Below are 13866 nucleotides of genomic sequence, written 5' to 3' on the forward strand. Positions count from 1 at the left end.
ACCAAATCGGTGGGGCGACAGCCTCCGTTCGTCGCGACCTGAAGTCGCTCCCACAGGGACTGGCGACCGGGCTGCTATGTGCACTGTGGGACGAGCATCAGCCCTAACTGGTTGCCGAAGTCTGCTGCCTCGTCGTGGTCTGTGTCGCGGTTGAAACCGCTCCTACAAGGGGTTTGCGATTAGCTAGCTGGGTGCACTGTAGGAGGGGCTTCAGCCCCGACGGGCGGCTGCCGGAGCCTGCTATCTCGTCGTGGCCTGTGTCGCGGTTGAAACCGCTCCTACAAGGAGTCTAGCGGTTAGCTGGCTGGGTGCATTGTGGGAGGGACTTCAGTCCCGACGGCTGCCGAAGTCCGCTACTTCGGTGTGGCCAATGTCGCGGTTGAAATCGCTCCTAGAGGGGGAAGCTGCGCTGCGTTCGTTGGAGCTGCGGTGTCGGATCGCCGATTCGCACGAGGCACAAATGGCGCTTCGCGCACCGAGCGCCTCATGCCGTGACGGACAACCTCACTCCTTGCCCGACTGCGCCGCGGCCGCGCTCAATCGCTTCGGGTCCAGCACCACGTGCTTGATGCGGGTGCGTTTCCAGGTGTAGCTGATGTGCACCAGGCCGTCGCGGGTCTGGATCACTGCCGGATAGGAGAATTCGTCCTTGGCGCTGTCTTCCAGGGTCAGTACGCGGGTCCAGTGGCTGCCGTCGGCAGACAGGGCCACCGCCAGGGTGCCGCGGCCGTCCCACCAGTCCTTGCCTGCTTCGGTGGGGTTGTAGACCAGCAGCGAGCGGCCGTCGGCCAGGACCACGGCGTCGGTGCCGGAGTTGGGGTTGGCCAGGTCGAGCAGGGTCATCGGCCCCCAGCTGCGGCCGTGGTCGTGCGACCAGGTGCTGAACACGTGGTTCTGCTGGCTGCGGCCCACCGCCTGCACGCTGCCATCCGTGTGCACCAGCACGCTGGGCTGGATCGCGCCGATCCGCGCCGGGTCGTTCAAGGCCGGGCCGCGGGTCCAGTGCGCGCCGTTGTCGTCGGACCACTCCATGTGCGCGACCCAGCCGGCGTCCTCGCTGCTGCTCGGGCTGAGGATGCGGCCGTCGGCCAGTTGCACCGGCTTGTTCTTGATCGGGCCGAGGATGCCCTCGGGCAGGCGCTCGGGCGCAGACCAATGCGCGCCGCCATCGCCGGAGGTGATCTGCATGCCCCACCAGCGTTTCGGGTCCGGGCCGACCTTGTAGAACAGCCGCAGCGGTCCCTTTGCCGGCTGGAACAGCACCGGGTTCCAGGCCGGCAACGGCGCGCCCTGCGGCTGCTTGCCGTCGGCCACGCGCTGCGCCGGCTGCCAACCGTGCGCATCGCGCCGTGCGACCCAGATGCCGACGTCGTCGGCGCCCTCGTGGCGCCCGCCGAACCACGCGGCGAGCAGGCCGTCGCGGGTTTCCAGCAGGGTCGAGGCATGGCACTGCGCGGTCGGCGCCGCGGCATTGACGAATTCGCTGTAGACGATCGGCGAGGGCGGGCCGAGCGTGGGCGTGGTCGGCGCAGGCGCGGCGATCGCGCGCACGGCGAACAGCGACAGGAGCGGGAGCAGCGTTGGGTACATCATGGTGGTCCGGTCCTGTTCCGGTCTAGGGGATACCTATTTAACATCAATTAAATACCACATGATGGCTGTGCGGGAAGCAAACGGCGGCCCCGACGACTGCGAGGACCTGCGACGCCGAGCCGCACGCTCTCCGATCCGCTGGCTGACCCCGCCCGTCTGCGCCACGCACAGGCAGCCTCTGGTCATCCGCCGGGCGCGGCCTTTTTCACATTGCGGCGAAGGCGGCGTTTAGGACAGTGTCGCCGAGCATCGCGCGATGCCTGCCCTGCGCTGCGCGGACGAGGCATGCGCGAGCCGATGGCGGTGCGTTCCCAAACGGAGAATCGCCATGGTCAGCAGGGCAGGTGGACGCCGATCCCGTTTCCGATCGGCATGGACACGTTGCAGGGTCCGGCGCCGCGCGCGCCTGCGTCAGGGATGGTGCGTGGCGCTGGCGTGCATCGCAGTGATGCTGGCGCCGTCGTGGGACACGCGTGCGCAGCCGCTGTCGGCCATGGCCGAGGTTTACCGCGATCCATTGCGGATCGTCCGCGAGCCGCCGATCACGACTCGGCATCCCGGCGCGCCGCTGGCGCCGATCAAGCGCGACGATTCGATCGATGCGCTGCAACGTGCCGCGCTCGCTGCCGACCGTCCCCGCTCGCGCTGCGCTGCGGACTCGGAGCGATCCGGCTTTCATTCTCGTCCCTAGGCGGCGGATGCCGCCCGTCTCTTCCCAAAAGGAACCGCCATGGCCTATTTCAAGCTCGCCGAACAAACCCAGCTGACCCGCTACGTCTGCGATTACCACAGCCACTTCACCGGCATCCTGCCGACCCAGCGCAAGCAGGACGATGCGGCCGGTCCGTCACTGGCGCAGTTGCTGGCGCAGCGCTTCTATCCCAACGATGCGCACAGCTTGGCCAAGGGCGAACTGCTGCTGTTCGACTATGCGCTGGCGCTGATGACCGATCCGGCCAGCAATCCGTTCGCACGGCTGCTGCGCAAGGCCAATCGCGCCGAGTACGAGCGCGCCGAGTGCGTGGCGGAAAATCTATACATCGCCTGCCAGGTGCTGGCGGCGAACGCGGGCTACCTGCAGGAAGAACTGGCGCTGCCGCCGCAGTCGCCGGCGCTGTATGCGCTGGTCGGCCGCGAGATCGTCGCCCCGGCGCTGGCGTCCGCGGCAGGACCGGACGCACGCTTGCGCGAGCTGGTGCGCTACTTCAACAACAAGCTGTACAGCGCCAGCAAGTACACCCCGTTCGACGATGCCTACAAGCTGCGCGGGAATTTCGTGAAGCAGCTGTGCCAGGGCGACCCGGCCCGCTATGGCAGCTGGAGCGAAGCGCAGCAGGCCGACTACCGGCTGTGGGTGACCGCGACCTTCGACTACCTGCGCGAGGACGGCGTGCTGCTGACCCAGAGCGCGGCCACCGAGGACGAGATCCCGCAGCTGGCCGCGCTCGCGCAGCAGTACAACGCGCAATACGGCACCGACTACCGCCTGCTGGTGCACACGCCGCACCAGTACATGCCCGATGGCGCGCTGACCAAGTACCTGACCGACAAGGTCAAGCCGTTGCTGGCCGAGCCGGGCGACGGCTACGCGACCATCGTCGGACTGGATCTGCTGGGCGCGGAGAACAAGGTCGGCAACTACGGCGAGCTGTTCGCCTGGTTGCAGGCCAATGCCGATGCGTTGCGCGGCAACTTCGGCAGCGGCGACGGCACGCGGGCGTTGCGCGCGATCGTGCACATCCACTGCGGCGAGGGCAGCGGCTTCGGCACGGAGAACCGCTCGCTCACCGGCTATTACATCCATCAGGCGGGCGAGCCGGACCAGGCGTTCTACGCGGCGCTGTCCGCGCATGTGCTCGATGCCTGGAACGCGGCGCAGGCCAAGCGTCGCGACACACCACGCGGCACGCGTGGGACCGCCACGCCGCAGGGCCTGTTCGAGGAACTGTTCACCAATACCGCGTTCGGCCATGCCGGGCACGTGCTGCGCCGTTTCGACATCAATGCGCCGCTGTCGCGCGAGCTGGCCGGCTACCACGCCAAACGCAACGTGATGGCGCTGAGCGAGGCGCTGGACCAGCCATCGGCGCCTTCCGCGCCCGACTTCTACAGCGCCTTGGTGCAGGACAATCCGCTGTACGCGTTCCGTCTCGGCCACGACTACTACTACCGCAGCTACATGGTGTCGCGCTATCCGTGGCTGGCCTTCGACACCAACCTGGGCAGCAACGCGATCACCGGCGCCTCGGCGCTGTTCGATTCGGTGCAGGGCTACCGGCTCAATCGCGGCTACCGGCATCTGGACGGTTACATCGATACCGACGTGCTCGCCGCGGTCGGCAACGCGGTGCTGAGCATGGAGGCGCAGGGGCTGAGCCGCGCGCAGGTCGCCACCTTCATCGGCCTCAGCCAGCCCGACGATCTGGCCGCGACGCTGCAGCAGAACCGGGCCGCGCTGCAGCTGCTGCTGACCGACGCGCTGGCGCCGATCCACGATCCGGCGCAGGACGATTTCATGTTCGACACGTACTGCAAGCTGACCCTGTACTGCGCCGGCGACGACCCCGCCGCCGCCTCGCGCTATCAGGCGATGGTGCGCAGCCTGCTGGTGTTCCAGAACTGGCGCTCCTATCTGCTCGGCGCCGATGGCCAGGGCGTGGAGCATACCGGCGTGCAGCACGAGTACCTGCGCATGCTGGTGCTGCTGATCTACACGCTGCTGCCGAACAACCAGAACGATCTGCAGGTGGACCTGTTGCAGACCGTGGCCGCGCTGCTGCGCAAGCTCGCGCTCGGCTACTGGCGGGCGACCATCGGCCAGCCGGGCATGCTCGAGGTCAACGCCGATCCGCTGGGCCTGGAATCGCTGGATGGCTTCAAAGGTCCTGCGTCGGTGGTCGTGGTGCGGCGCACGCCGCCCGCCAAGCCGTGACATCCAGGCAAGGGGACAGTGCGATGGACGAGATCACCGAGTACCTGTGGCAAGAGCAACTGGCGCGCCCGCCGGCCGTGGCGGCAGACACACCGCCGTCGGACGCCGCCGCGGCGGCGCCGTCGCAGTCGCCAGTGCCGCCGCCGACTGAGCCCGAGCAGCATTACCAGCCCAACCTGGAACAGCTGCTGCGTGCATTGAGCGACCCCGACGTGCGCGAGGCCTTGGTCAAGTTACTGCAGCCTCGCTGATCCACGCCGACACGTTCCGATCCGGGCCTGACTGCATGCGCAGCAGGCCCTTCTTTTTGCGTGCGCGCGCGGCAACAAACGCGGCCGCTGCGGCGCACGCGCGGATGCATTCGTAGACAAAGCAACGCGGCATGCCGCATGTGGCGCGGCACGCCGCCGATGCGGCGCGGCGTTGTCACCCAGGGAACAGCTATTGCTTGCGAGCCCCGCAGAGACTCGTTGCACAAAGGACTTCGGGAGTGCGTGCGATGGATGTGGCAACGGGGAAAGAAGAAGGGGATGCCGGCCGTTTCGCCAGGGCCGACGAGATGTTTACCCGGGCATGGCGCAACGCCTTGCCGGATTTGCGCAGGCGTGCGTTGCGGCTGGCCAACGGGCGCATGGATGCGGCGGAAGACCTGCTGTCGGATACCGCGGTGAAGGCGCTGCTGTTCATGCGCCGCTCGCCGGAGGCGATGACCGATGCGCAGGGATTCCTGTTCGTGGTGCTGCGCCACGTGTTCCTGGACGCGGTCAGGCGTCGTCGTGGCGGCGAGCCGCTGGATCGGCAACACGAGGCGCACGACGTGGACACGGTGGCCGACCAGGGCATGACCGCGTTGCAGCGCGCCGAGTTGAGCGATCAGATGGAACGCGTGGTCGCCGCGGTGGCGGCGCTGACCCGCGAACAGCGGCGCCTGTTCGGCTACCGCTTCGTCGAGGAATTGCCGTATCCGGTGATCGCCAATCTGCTCAGCATCAACCAGCCGCTGGTGCGCAAGCGCGTGGAGTTGCTGCGCAAGCGCCTGCGCCTGGCGCTGGTGTCGGAGTGAGCGTGCGCTGCCAGGGTTTCACAAGCCGCCCACGGCGGCGTTTTCATTCAACGCCGGGCCGGCGCGGGCTGCGGCATCGCGGGTGCTGCGGCTGACCCACGGCTCGTCCGTGACAACCGCAGCGCCTCCCGGCAGGCGACTTACGAAGGAACAGGTTCATGGCAGACAACACGCTCGTCAATTCGCAGATCACCGATGCGGTCACCCAGACCAACGTCAAGGTGGTGGCCGAGGCGCCCGCCCAGGCGATCGCCTCGCTGTACCAGGTCTCCAGCCACTCCACCGGGCTGGCGTTGCAGAACGCGGTGTACAGCCAGCAGGCGCTCAACCAGATCTCCACCGCGGTGGTGTCCAAGGCGGTGGCGCTGATCATGGCGATCGGCGAGAAGTGACGCGGTCCGCATAGCGCCGGGCGATACCGCGGCGTCGTTCCATCCTTCAGGAGAGTGGCATGTGGCCTTTCAACAGCAAGACCAACCCGCCGCCAGCGGCCGCCGCAGCGCCGGTGCCCGCGGCAGCGTTGCCGGCGGCAGGTGCTGCGGTGGTATCCGGCGCACCGGCAGCGAGCGTTGCGACGACAGGCGCGCCAGCGCCGACAGTGGACGGCGCAGTGCCATCCGCGCCCGCCGCATCCGCATCCGAATCCGCCGCTGCTGCTAGCGCGACCGCTGAGGTGGTGCCTGCCGCCGCATCGACGGCTGCGCCGACGGAAAGCGCTGGCATCGCCGATGCAGGCGGTGCCGGCGCGGCATCCGCATCGAACGCCGCGGACACCACAGCGGCCAGCGCAGGTAGCGCTGCGGCTGCCCCGGTCAGCGATGGCGCGTCGTCGTCGCCGGCAACACCGACCTCGCCTCCGCCGCCGCCGCCACCGCCACCGCCATCCATGCTGAGGACGTTCAACGCGCGCATGCTGGAACAGTCCTCCATGCCGACGCCGGCCAGCGATGCGCTCAACAGCAAGATCGTGCAGGCGGTTCGGCTCACCAATGCCGAAACGATGGCGTACGCGCCATCGCAGATCGTGATCGGTTCGGACATGCTGATCAGCCAGGCGGCCGGTCTGGTCGCACAGTCGGCGGCGGTCTATTTCGACGGCGTCAGCAAGATGGCGCTGGCCAGCCAGGGCGTGCTGATCAAGCAGATGACCGAGAACCTGGCCGAGAACAAGCTCGAGCAGGCCGCCGAGGATGCGCTGGGCGTGCTGGCGACCGATGTGCTGGTCGGCGCAGCAGCGGCGGTGGCGGCCGCAGCCGGCGCGCTGGAAGCGGAGTCGGCCAGTTTCGCCATCGACAAGATCGACCAGAGCATCGCCAAGTACGCCGACCTGATGCGCGGGCGCAAGTCGGCCAGCAGCTGAGCGCGCGCACCGCGCGAGACATCCGCCATCGGGAGCCACCATGCAGGACACCCCAGAATCCGAACTCGATCCCCTGTACGGCTTCGCTCAGCGCTGGCTCGGGCGCGAACTGAGTCCGGTCGAACGCGTGCAGTTGCAGGCGTTCGCGCAATCGGCCAATGCAGCGCAGAGCAAGCCGTCGGCCAAGGCGCGGGAGATGTCGAAATCGCTGATCGACGCGGAGCGCCAACGCGTGGACGGCTTGATAGCGCAGATGATGCACGGCATGCAGGACGCAGCGCGCGGCGTCGAACTGGCCGACGGCGCCAGCGGCCAGGCGGTACTCGATGCGGTCGCTGCCGCGCCGTCGCTGGACGCGCTGCGTCCGAGCCGGCTGCGGCAGCCGCAGAGCGGCGAGACCATCGGCACTCAGCTGCTGGTGGCGCAGATCGCCGATCGCCTGGGCAACCTGGTGAGCAAGGAAGTGCAGGCTTGCTTCGATCGCGAGTTCGGCAACCTGGCGCAACAGATGCAGGCGGTGGTGGACGCGGCGCGCGCGGCCGGATTGGTCGCTGCGCCGCCGTCGGCGGAGACGGGCGAAAGTACGCCGGCAGCGCCCGCTCCGGGTTGATCCCTCCGAACGCGCATGGCCGCGCATGTCCGCTTTCCCGGCGGATGTGCGCGGCCGTGCGCGTTTGCGCATCTGCGGTGCGGCAGTGCTGCGGTGTGTGCTGTGCAATCCGTGCGGAAGACGCTTGCGCACGGATTTGCCCCAGCAGTGGAGATACGGCGATGGCGGCCGCGCTCGATGGCGCACAGGTCGATTATGCATGGGCGGCCGAATGCAATGCCTCGGTAGCCGCTTGCGGGCATCGCATGCGCGTGCCGTAGGCAGCCGCCGCCATGTCGCCAAGCGCACTTGGCGATACCGGCTATTGCGAGGCAGGCGATGCAGCTGCAAGGCGACTGTACCGCAGGCCATGCGGTTCTATCGCGCCATCGCCATCGCCATCGCCGTCGCCGTCGCCGTCGCCATCGCCATCGCCGACGCCGACGCCGACGTCCATCCTGCGCGACGATGCGCACGCGTTTGCCGACGCCCCACCGGCCTGCACCAAACCAGGCGGAACAGCGAGACAAGTGCGGCGCCTGCTTTCACAGTCCCTGCACTGCGCCGTTTTCAGTGATCGTACGGCGTGGGCCGTACGCCAACCCAGGAGCGAACACATGGCATTTCCAACCGCCGTCAACGACCAGATCACCGATGCGGTCACCCAGTCCAACGTCAAGGTCATCGGCGAAGCGCCGGCCTTTGCGATGGCGTCGATCTACCAGAGCATGGCGCACTCGACCGGCATCCTGTTCGAGAACGCCGTCTCGGCGCAGCAGCAGCAGAACACGCTGGCGCAGGCCGCGGCCAACCAGGGCGTGATGCAGATCTACAGCCTGGATACCACCGCCGCCGCCGGCGCCACCGAGAAGGTCGCGCAGACCGGTGTCTCCGACAACCTCACCAGCCTGCTGACCGTGCTCCACGCGTTCACCAACAAGTAAGCGTCGGCCCGCTTGCCGTCGCCGTAGCGCGGCGACGGTAGCGCGGAGCGCGAGCCTGCTATTCCTTTCCTATCGAGGAGCGTTTCATGGCTTATCCCACCGCAGTCAACAACCAGATCACCGATGCCGTCACCCAGTCCAACGTCAAGGTCATCGGCGAGGCGCCGGCCTTCGCCATGGGCTCGATCTACCAGAGCCTGGCGCATTCCAGCGGCATCCTGTACGAAAACGCGGTCGCCTCCCAGCAGCAGCAGAACACGCTGGCGCAGGCGGCCAACAACCAGGGCGTGATGCAGATCTACAGCCTGGATACCACCGCCGCGGCGGGGGCGTCGGAGAAGATCGGGCAGACCGGCGTGTCCGACAACCTCACCAGCCTGATGACCGTGCTGCAGGCGTTCAAGGGCGGCACGCCGACGGGTCTCTGAGCCGGCGCTGGCCGGCATCCGGAACGGCGTAGCGCTCGGTTGCGCCGTTCCTTCTGCGCCGTGTCGATACCGCCGCCCCTGGGCGCGCGGTGCAGCGGCACGCAGCGGCAGCGCCACCGTGCTGCTTTCCATCAATCATGACCCGCCAAGGCCGGCCCGCGTCGCGGTTGCCGCCATGGCCGGGCACGTCGATGCCGGGCGCCGCGCAATGCGGGGCCCGAAAAGGGGGGCTATGGACGTTCTTGCAGTCGCCGCGCCGATGGCTGAAGACATCGGCGATCCGATCCACGGCAGTGTCGGCCTGCAGCCGCATGCAACGGACGATGGCTACCGCTCGCTGCTGGAGCGGTCGATGCTGTTTCAAGGATTGCCTGGCGGACTGCTCGACCATCTCCTCGACCACGCCAGCGAATGCGAGTTGGCGCCCGGCGCCGTGCTGTTCTTCAAGCACGACCCGAGCAGTTTCGTCGGCGTGCTGGTGCGTGGACGCCTGTACAAGGTGCTGTATGGCCCCGATGGGCAGGAGTTGATCGTCGGCACCATCGAACCGGGTGGGTTGGTGGACGAGGCTGCACTGCTCGAACCGCACGGGCGCAGCTTCACCGCCATCGCCTTCGGCGCCAGCACCGTGCTGAAGCTGTCGCGCCGCCATTTCGCCAAGCTGCTGGCCGCGCCGGTGTTGCACCAGCGCATCGACGCACTGTTGCGCCTGCGTCTGCGGCAGACGCTGGACAGCCTGGAAAGCATGTGCCTGCACCGGCTGGAAGTGCGCCTGGCGCGCTACGTGCTGCGCCAGCTGGAGGTGCAGGAGTGGCAGCGCGGCGGCAGCTGCGCGATCGCGCTGCCGCCCAACCAGAGCATCCTGGCGGCGATGCTCAACGTCAGCCGCTCCAAGCTCAATGCGCAGCTGCAGCAATGGAAGCGCAGCGGCCTGGTCAGCCGCCGCCGCAACCTGCTGCGCATCCACGACCTCGACGCACTGCGCGCCAAGGCATGCCTGCACGCCAACGCGCCGCCGCGCACGCCGGCCTGGCACGGCGAGGACGGACTGCGGCCGGCCCCGTGCCTGCCGTTGTTGCCTTGCAGCGGCTAGCGCACCGCCGATGCACAGTCCCCTGTAGGAGCGGCTTCAGCCGCGACAGCATGTCCCCGGAGCACGGATGGCAACCGACTGATTACCTGTTCTTTGGCATCCCCGCACCGCCCAGGAAAGCAGCGGACGAACGAAACTTTTCGGATAGGGGCGTCATTTCGAACCATGACCCGAACGCGCAGGCTTCTCCCTCATCCCGAAGGCAAGGCGCAATACGGCAAACCTCCGCAGGCACCCCTCGTAAAGCACAAGGCACGCGCCCATGCTGAGAAGCAGGATGGCGAAGTATTTCATCCAAGGCCCCCACGCGCATTGGATGACGTAGTAGCCGATCGCGACAATGATCGTCTGATGCATGATGTAGAACGGATAGCTGGCGTCCTTCGCCCAGGCAAGGACGCGATTCGTGCGGGAAAGATAGCGGTAGCCGTAACCGAGGAACACCATGAGCCATAGCCAGGTGAAGAGATTGGAGCCGACCCTGTCGATCAGGGAGTCGTGCAGGATGATCCCCGTGGCGAACAGCGAGATCAGCAAGAAGAACGCCGCGAGTCCAATGGCGAGCGACCATCGGCGGAAATCGGACAGCCACTTCCAGACACCGGGCATGGAGGCCATGAAGTATCCGTACGCCGTCAGCAGCAGGTAGTGGTTGAAGATGTACCAATCGCTGATGAGATTGTGCGTCTCCGGGAACCGCAGTTTCAGCACGGCTTCGTTGACGCCCAGCGGGATCCCCAGCAGGAAAAGCCACTTTCCCGGCGCTATGTGTTTTGCGGTTCGCTTCCACCACAGCATTGCGGGGAGCAGCAGCAACACGTACACGTACAGGTAAAGGACGAACCACAGGTGGTGCCAGCTGAAATCCCCGGCCGGGTAGAAATGGAATTGCAGAACGCGCGCCAGGTAGAAATCCAGATAGCCGCCAGTCCATTGTCCATGCAGCAGCCGCTCGTAGTAGATCTGCGGCGGGACCACCAGGAACATGCCGACGATCAGCGGCAGCAGCAGTTTTTTCGTGCGTTCTCGCAGGAACAGCCCGGTACTGCGCCGCTGCAGCGCGAACCACATGCCGGCGCCGGCAATGACGAACAGCAGCGGCATGCGCAAACGGTGGGCGATGTCCATCGGCCACTCGAGAGAGGGGATGGTCTGGCTGTTGACGACATGCCAGCCCCAGCCGACGAAGATCATCCCCGTATGGAAGAAGAACAGCACGAAGATGGCGATGACGCGTAACCAGTCCAGGAAGTCGTAGCGTTCCTGCGGTTGTGTGGTGGCAAGCATCGGTTGGGTCTCCCGTATCCGCGATATCGGGAAGCCTGCGCGATCGGCAGCTGGCCAGCAGCGGATTTGGGGCGGACGGAGGCCGGCCGTGGCGAGGAGGACGCTACCAGCCCATGCGCGCGAACAAGGCTTCGCGATACCGCCGGCTGAGCCGCAGGGTGCGACCGTTGCGGAGATGGAGTTCGTAGTCGCCCTTGAACAGCGGCGTGAGCGATCCGATGCAGGCGACGTTCGCCGCGGCCGACCGATGGATGCGGACGAAACGCTGTTCGCCCAGCTGCGCCAGCAGATCCTGCAGGGTCCTGCGCATCAGGTAGGTGCGCGCGGCGGTATGCACGTGCACGTAGTTGTCGTCGGCTTCCAGCCACTCGATCGATGCGGTCTCGATCAGGTGCAGCCGTTCGCCATCGGGCACGAGCAGGCGCTCGCACTCCGGGGTGCGTGCCCGCCCTATCGCGACCGCTGCCGCGCCGGATTCGTGCGCGTCCAGCCGCACGCGCACGCGTTGCACGGTGCGCGCCAGCCGATCCCGGTCATAAGGCTTGAGCAGGTAGTCGATCGCATTGAGATCGAACGCCTTCACCGCGTGCGCATCGAAGGCAGTCACGAACACGATCAGCGGCGCGCTCGAGGGTTCGAGTTGCGCTGCGACCTGCAGTCCCGACAGCGTCGGCATGCGCACATCGAGAAACGCCACGTGTGGCCGGAGTTGCCTGATGCAGTGCGCTGCCGACAATCCGTCCGCGGCCGACCCGACCACGGCGATGCCCGGTTGCTCCGCCAGCCAGCGTTCGAGCTTCTCGCGCGCGGGCGCCTCGTCGTCGGCGATCACGGCGCGGATCATCGCGTGGTCTCTGCCAGCGGGATCGAGACGCGTGCGGCGACACCGCCACCCTCGTTGCGGACGACAAGGGATGCAGCATCGCCATAAATGATGCTCAGCCGCTCCCGGCAGTTGCGCAATCCCAACCCGTCATGCCTCTCCAGCGCCGGCAGCATGGAACCGGAATTACGCACTTCGATTTCCAGCGAGCCGCCTTCATCTCGCGCACCGATCGTGATGTCCACGCGCGCCAGCGTGGGTTCGACGGCATGCTTGAACGCATTCTCCAGCAAGGGTTGCAGAAGGAGAGCAGGAACGCTGGCGTCCAATAGTGCCGGATCGACCTGCCAGGTCAGGGTCACCCGGTCCCGGAACCGTTCGCGCATGATGTCCGCGTACAGCTCGAGCGTGCGCAGCTCCGCAGCGAGCGGCGTCATCTCGTTCTCGATTGTCCCAAGGCTGGTGCGCAGCAGGTCGCCGAGTGCGGCCAACAGGCGGTCGGCCCGCGCCACGTCCATATGCATCACCGAAGAAACGGTATTGAGCGCGTTGAACAGGAAGTGCGGCCGCAGCTGACCCTGAAGCTGCGCCAGCTGCGCTTCGGCCAACGCCTTCTGGGTTTGCAGCAGGCGCGTCCGCTGCAGTTGCCATTGGCCATGCGACTCGAGTCCAAACAGGATCCCCAGCCACAGTCCCACGAAGACCGTCAGCTTGGCGGTCTCGTACACGAACAGGTAGCGCCAGCTCGGATGCGCGTAGGTGAGGCCCAGCGCGGCATAGACGCCATGCCGGATCGCGTATACCGTCACGATGAACGTGACCGCGACCACCGGCAACCAGCGCAGGTAGCGGCTGAACCAGGCCAGGGGTTTGTCCAGAGAAGGCGCATGGCGTCCACGCACCCGGAACGCAAGCCACATCCATCCGGTCGCGACCAGTGCGGAACTTCCTTCCCACAACACTGGCTCCCACCAACGGGTGAGCGGATTGCGCAGACCTTCCTGCAGGGCGACGCCGATCATCAGCAGACAGAACCCTGTCCACAACACGATCAAGGCGTTCCGGGTGAATGCCGCGCCGTTGGCGGCGTGGATGCCTGCCGCTGATGGATGGGGTGGCGCGTTCATGTCGAGCGAGTTTACCCGCGGCGATAGGCGCGGGTGCGCCTATGTGGCAAGCGGGACCTGCATGGGGCGAGTGGGACGTGATGGGGGCTGCTGCTTCCACGCTGTTGCCAGGTTCGAGCAGCAGCCCCAGTGGTTTGGCGTCTTGTCTTGTTGACTGGCTCCGGGAGCCGGTTACGCGAACAACTCCACGGCGGCATCGCTCCACTCATGCCCGTGCAGCCCCCAGAGAGTGTTTTCCGGTGCGGGCGGGAATCCGGTGCGGCAATAGCCGCGCTTGGCTTCGAAATCGAAGATCGCATGCGGATAGTCGTTGATCAGCAGTACCACCTTCTTGCTGTCCTGGGACCAGCCGATCTTCACTTCGGAAGGCGTCTCCCTGTCGGCGACGTCGGCAGCGTTGTAGATGTGCAGCGCGTCCTGGATCGGGTTGTCATCCGCCGACGGATCGATCGCATAGAAATAGCCGGTGTCGCCGTCGTCCTCGAAGACGGCCACGAACGGTTGTTCGGGCGCTTGCGCCTCGACGACCAGGGCGGTGCCGACGATCAGTTCGCTTTCGGCGGTGAGGGTGATTGGCATGTTCGTTCGCTCAGATGCTGGATAAGGCAGCGCTGTCGCTCAGCGCCT

At 66.7% G+C, this 13866-nt stretch carries 16 protein-coding genes; 10 read left to right on the forward strand and 6 right to left on the reverse strand.

The window, feature by feature from the left end; translation table 11 throughout:
• Positions 1–504: 504 nt before the first annotated feature.
• On the reverse strand, positions 505–1593 hold the full coding sequence (locus HEP73_RS06240) for a sialidase family protein (RefSeq protein WP_185822527.1): 1089 nt from the start codon (positions 1591–1593) through the stop codon (positions 505–507).
• Positions 1594–2017: 424 nt separating this feature from the next.
• Between HEP73_RS06240 and HEP73_RS06245 the strand changes: the two genes are divergently transcribed.
• The 5 genes from HEP73_RS06245 to HEP73_RS06265 all read left to right on the forward strand — a co-directional run bounded on the left by HEP73_RS06245 (position 2018) and on the right by HEP73_RS06265 (position 5980).
• Complete coding sequence (locus tag HEP73_RS06245) at positions 2018–2284, forward strand: hypothetical protein (protein ID WP_185822528.1); 267 nt, start codon at positions 2018–2020, stop codon at positions 2282–2284.
• Positions 2285–2323: 39 nt separating this feature from the next.
• Positions 2324–4525 (forward strand): hypothetical protein, encoded by a 2202-nt coding sequence (locus tag HEP73_RS06250; RefSeq protein ID WP_185822529.1) that lies wholly within the window; start codon positions 2324–2326, stop codon positions 4523–4525.
• Positions 4526–4548: 23 nt separating this feature from the next.
• Complete coding sequence (locus tag HEP73_RS06255) at positions 4549–4776, forward strand: hypothetical protein (protein ID WP_185822530.1); 228 nt, start codon at positions 4549–4551, stop codon at positions 4774–4776.
• Positions 4777–5024: 248 nt separating this feature from the next.
• Positions 5025–5588, forward strand: coding sequence for a sigma-70 family RNA polymerase sigma factor (locus HEP73_RS06260; RefSeq protein ID WP_185822531.1), 564 nt, complete (start codon positions 5025–5027; stop codon positions 5586–5588).
• A 158-nt stretch (positions 5589–5746) separates the two neighbouring features.
• Entirely contained in the window at positions 5747–5980 is a 234-nt protein-coding gene (locus HEP73_RS06265) for a RebB family R body protein (protein WP_145702145.1), read from the forward strand.
• 46 nt (positions 5981–6026) lie between these two features.
• Here the strand turns inward: HEP73_RS06265 and HEP73_RS06270 are convergent, their stop codons facing one another.
• On the reverse strand, positions 6027–6545 hold the full coding sequence (locus HEP73_RS06270) for a hypothetical protein (RefSeq protein ID WP_221899427.1): 519 nt from the start codon (positions 6543–6545) through the stop codon (positions 6027–6029).
• Between HEP73_RS06270 and HEP73_RS06275 the strand changes: the two genes are divergently transcribed.
• From HEP73_RS06275 to HEP73_RS06295, 5 genes are all read left to right on the forward strand, one after another.
• Positions 6517–6948 carry a hypothetical protein gene (locus HEP73_RS06275; RefSeq protein WP_255423694.1) on the forward strand — a complete coding sequence of 144 codons (432 nt, stop codon included), beginning with the start codon at positions 6517–6519 and terminating at the stop codon, positions 6946–6948. The two genes, HEP73_RS06270 and HEP73_RS06275, sit on opposite strands and share 29 nt — an antisense overlap.
• A gap of 40 nt (positions 6949–6988) precedes the next feature.
• A complete protein-coding gene (locus HEP73_RS06280; protein ID WP_185822533.1) occupies positions 6989–7558 on the forward strand; it encodes a hypothetical protein in 570 nt (189 codons plus the stop codon).
• A 596-nt stretch (positions 7559–8154) separates the two neighbouring features.
• A complete protein-coding gene (locus tag HEP73_RS06285; protein WP_185815619.1) occupies positions 8155–8481 on the forward strand; it encodes a RebB family R body protein in 327 nt (108 codons plus the stop codon).
• Positions 8482–8567: 86 nt separating this feature from the next.
• Positions 8568–8909 carry a RebB family R body protein gene (locus tag HEP73_RS06290; RefSeq protein WP_185815620.1) on the forward strand — a complete coding sequence of 114 codons (342 nt, stop codon included), beginning with the start codon at positions 8568–8570 and terminating at the stop codon, positions 8907–8909.
• 232 nt (positions 8910–9141) lie between these two features.
• Entirely contained in the window at positions 9142–10002 is an 861-nt protein-coding gene (locus HEP73_RS06295; RefSeq protein WP_221899382.1) for a Crp/Fnr family transcriptional regulator, read from the forward strand.
• Between the two features lie 153 nt (positions 10003–10155).
• Here HEP73_RS06295 and HEP73_RS06300 read toward each other — a convergent pair whose 3' ends face one another.
• The 4 genes from HEP73_RS06300 to HEP73_RS06315 form a co-directional block, all read right to left on the reverse strand.
• A complete protein-coding gene (locus HEP73_RS06300) occupies positions 10156–11289 on the reverse strand; it encodes an acyltransferase family protein (RefSeq protein WP_185822534.1) in 1134 nt (377 codons plus the stop codon).
• 103 nt (positions 11290–11392) lie between these two features.
• Positions 11393–12133, reverse strand: coding sequence for a LytR/AlgR family response regulator transcription factor (locus HEP73_RS06305; protein ID WP_185822535.1), 741 nt, complete (start codon positions 12131–12133; stop codon positions 11393–11395).
• The gene (locus tag HEP73_RS06310) at positions 12130–13239 is read right to left on the reverse strand and encodes a sensor histidine kinase (protein ID WP_185822536.1); all 1110 of its coding nucleotides are present in this window, start codon (positions 13237–13239) and stop codon (positions 12130–12132) included. Before HEP73_RS06310 ends, HEP73_RS06305 begins: the two co-directional genes overlap by 4 nt.
• Positions 13240–13410: 171 nt before the next feature.
• Positions 13411–13818, reverse strand: a complete 408-nt coding sequence (locus HEP73_RS06315) for a DUF2251 domain-containing protein (RefSeq protein ID WP_185822537.1) — start codon at positions 13816–13818, stop codon at positions 13411–13413.
• Positions 13819–13866: the final 48 nt, after the last annotated feature.

Source organism: Xanthomonas sp. GW, from assembly GCF_014236815.1.
Classification (GTDB): domain Bacteria; phylum Pseudomonadota; class Gammaproteobacteria; order Xanthomonadales; family Xanthomonadaceae; genus Xanthomonas_A.

What these genes read in the sequence shown, in the direction of transcription:
- HEP73_RS06305 (WP_185822535.1), bottom strand. Translation starts at nt 12,133, where the DNA reads ATGATCCGCGCCGTGATCGCCGACGACGAGGCGCCCGCGCGCGAGAAG.
- HEP73_RS06290 (WP_185815620.1), top strand. Translation starts at nt 8,568, where the DNA reads ATGGCTTATCCCACCGCAGTCAACAACCAGATCACCGATGCCGTCACC.
- HEP73_RS06280 (WP_185822533.1), top strand. Translation starts at nt 6,989, where the DNA reads ATGCAGGACACCCCAGAATCCGAACTCGATCCCCTGTACGGCTTCGCT.
- HEP73_RS06275 (WP_255423694.1), top strand. Translation starts at nt 6,517, where the DNA reads ATGCCGACGCCGGCCAGCGATGCGCTCAACAGCAAGATCGTGCAGGCG.
- HEP73_RS06240 (WP_185822527.1), bottom strand. Translation starts at nt 1,593, where the DNA reads ATGATGTACCCAACGCTGCTCCCGCTCCTGTCGCTGTTCGCCGTGCGC.
- HEP73_RS06300 (WP_185822534.1), bottom strand. Translation starts at nt 11,289, where the DNA reads ATGCTTGCCACCACACAACCGCAGGAACGCTACGACTTCCTGGACTGG.
- HEP73_RS06260 (WP_185822531.1), top strand. Translation starts at nt 5,025, where the DNA reads ATGGATGTGGCAACGGGGAAAGAAGAAGGGGATGCCGGCCGTTTCGCC.
- HEP73_RS06315 (WP_185822537.1), bottom strand. Translation starts at nt 13,818, where the DNA reads ATGCCAATCACCCTCACCGCCGAAAGCGAACTGATCGTCGGCACCGCC.
- HEP73_RS06255 (WP_185822530.1), top strand. Translation starts at nt 4,549, where the DNA reads ATGGACGAGATCACCGAGTACCTGTGGCAAGAGCAACTGGCGCGCCCG.
- HEP73_RS06285 (WP_185815619.1), top strand. Translation starts at nt 8,155, where the DNA reads ATGGCATTTCCAACCGCCGTCAACGACCAGATCACCGATGCGGTCACC.
- HEP73_RS06295 (WP_221899382.1), top strand. Translation starts at nt 9,142, where the DNA reads ATGGACGTTCTTGCAGTCGCCGCGCCGATGGCTGAAGACATCGGCGAT.
- HEP73_RS06250 (WP_185822529.1), top strand. Translation starts at nt 2,324, where the DNA reads ATGGCCTATTTCAAGCTCGCCGAACAAACCCAGCTGACCCGCTACGTC.
- HEP73_RS06310 (WP_185822536.1), bottom strand. Translation starts at nt 13,239, where the DNA reads ATGAACGCGCCACCCCATCCATCAGCGGCAGGCATCCACGCCGCCAAC.
- HEP73_RS06265 (WP_145702145.1), top strand. Translation starts at nt 5,747, where the DNA reads ATGGCAGACAACACGCTCGTCAATTCGCAGATCACCGATGCGGTCACC.